Source organism: Bradyrhizobium sp. ORS 375 (assembly GCF_000239775.1).
In the GTDB taxonomy this organism is placed as follows: domain Bacteria; phylum Pseudomonadota; class Alphaproteobacteria; order Rhizobiales; family Xanthobacteraceae; genus Bradyrhizobium.
The window spans coordinates 1-1609 of record NZ_CAFI01000436.1; the positions used below are offsets into that span (position 1 = coordinate 1).

Consider the following 1609-nt stretch of genomic DNA (forward strand, 5'->3'; position numbering starts at 1 on the left):
AGACGAGACCGCCGCGCCGTCCCCGCAGAACGCGGCGACCGAGCAAGGCTGAATAGGGCACACGTCGCCATCTCTGTGGGATCCCTGAGGGCTGTGAGCCCCGCGGGCGGACGCTCAAACTAATCAGCTCGGTAGATCGCCACCTACCGCGACGACGCCACCCGATACGCCATCCGCGTATGGCTTGGACAATACGGCAAGCCTTCGATCGGCTTCGACCCGCAGAAGCAGAAATCGTCCGCGCCGGGCGTGGAGATCGGCCAGCGGCAGCGTTCCTTGGAGAGTTCGAACAGCGAGCAGCCGTTCTCGACCGGACCGGCGGGCGGCTCCTCGATCACGATCGGCGGCGGCTCGTTGCTCACCGCGCGCAGGATGCGGCGGCGCAGTTTCGGCACGGGGCGGCGCGTGCCGTCGCGGGCGTTGTCAGCGCGCACCACGCGCCTGGTGTCGCCGCCATTGTCGCGCGTCAGCGCGAGGCGGGAGATCTTGCCGATCACGGCATTGCGGCTGACGCCGAGCTCGGCGGCGATCTCTCGGCAGGTCAGCCCGGCCTCAAAGTGCTGCTTCAGGGCCTGGAGCCGTTCCTCGGTCCAGGTGGGTTGGGTCTGTCGTTCGGCGGGCATTGTGTCGCTTCCAAGTTTGATCCGTCCTGGATCGTCCTGGCCGACGGTCGTCCGAAACTGTGCCGCTAAGGTCCCTGTTTAAGCCCGTCCGTTGTCGCGAATCGACAGCAGCCCGTCCTTGATGGCGAGCCGGATGCCTTCTTCGATCAACGTTCTGCAGACACCCGGAACGCTGGTGCCGTGGGTGCCCTGTTTCACGAGCTTTTCGAGATAGCCAATGGTTGCCAGGGCCAGGGTTACGGGGATGCGGTCAGTCTCGGCTTTTTCCGTCGCCATGCCTAAAAGCTAGTCCGTAACCGGTGTACAGAAAAGTAACTTTTTAGACTCTATTAGGAATCCAATAGGTTGTACAGCCACTTGGGGATAAGTGGTTAAGATATTGAATTTTATAGAAATATGACGAATCGGGCGGGGCGCGGCGGTGACTCTCCGCGCTTTCCGCGAGTCCACGCCCGGAATGGTACGGTGCAAGAGCGGGTGGAGAGGATTCGGGGCTCAACCAGCGGGACTCCTTACGGCCGTCAGGCCCATGGTTCCGGCGTCCAACACAGCCGACGATGAGTCCGACGCGGATCGACCCCGACCCGATCACGGTCGGACGCGGCGCGCCGTGCTGGCCTCGTGGTGAAACCGCTCCGTGGTGACATTTTTCTAGAATTCAGAAAATAATGCTTTCGCTTTTCCGGAAAACGTGCTCTATTGCCGCCATCCCGCCTCACTCGGTAGGGGCGTAGCGCGCGATCGTCACGACACGCGAGGCGGGGAGCGATGGCCGCGAGTGAGCCGCAGCCTGTCCTTGAACGGATGCGTGGACGAACGGTTCTGCGCGGACGTGAAGTCGCAGCGTGCTGGCACCCCGATGCTGGTGCTACGTTCGTGACGGCGCTCGCGCGCCGCGCGGGCCATGGTGGCCAACAAGCCCGGCGCACCAGGCAGACTGCGTATAAGCGTGAAGACCATCGCGCAGGGAAGGCCGGGCGTTGTCC

General features: G+C 63.5%; 2 protein-coding genes and 1 pseudogene. All 3 read right to left on the reverse strand.

Annotated elements, in window-relative coordinates:
- Positions 1 to 143: 143 nt before the first annotated feature.
- A complete protein-coding gene (locus BRAO375_RS28690) occupies positions 144 to 623 on the reverse strand; it encodes a GcrA family cell cycle regulator (RefSeq protein WP_009030933.1) in 480 nt (159 codons plus the stop codon).
- Positions 624 to 701: 78 nt separating this feature from the next.
- Positions 702 to 899: a hypothetical protein gene (locus BRAO375_RS28695; RefSeq protein WP_006614936.1), complete on the reverse strand. Its 198-nt coding sequence runs from the start codon at positions 897 to 899 to the stop codon at positions 702 to 704.
- A gap of 468 nt (positions 900 to 1367) precedes the next feature.
- Positions 1368 to 1609: pseudogene (locus tag BRAO375_RS38425) on the reverse strand (hypothetical protein); the annotation flags it as partial.

Coding starts and splice junctions, on each gene's coding strand:
- BRAO375_RS28695 (WP_006614936.1), bottom strand. CDS start 899: ATGGCGACGGAAAAAGCCGAGACTGACCGCATCCCCGTAACCCTGGCC.
- BRAO375_RS28690 (WP_009030933.1), bottom strand. CDS start 623: ATGCCCGCCGAACGACAGACCCAACCCACCTGGACCGAGGAACGGCTC.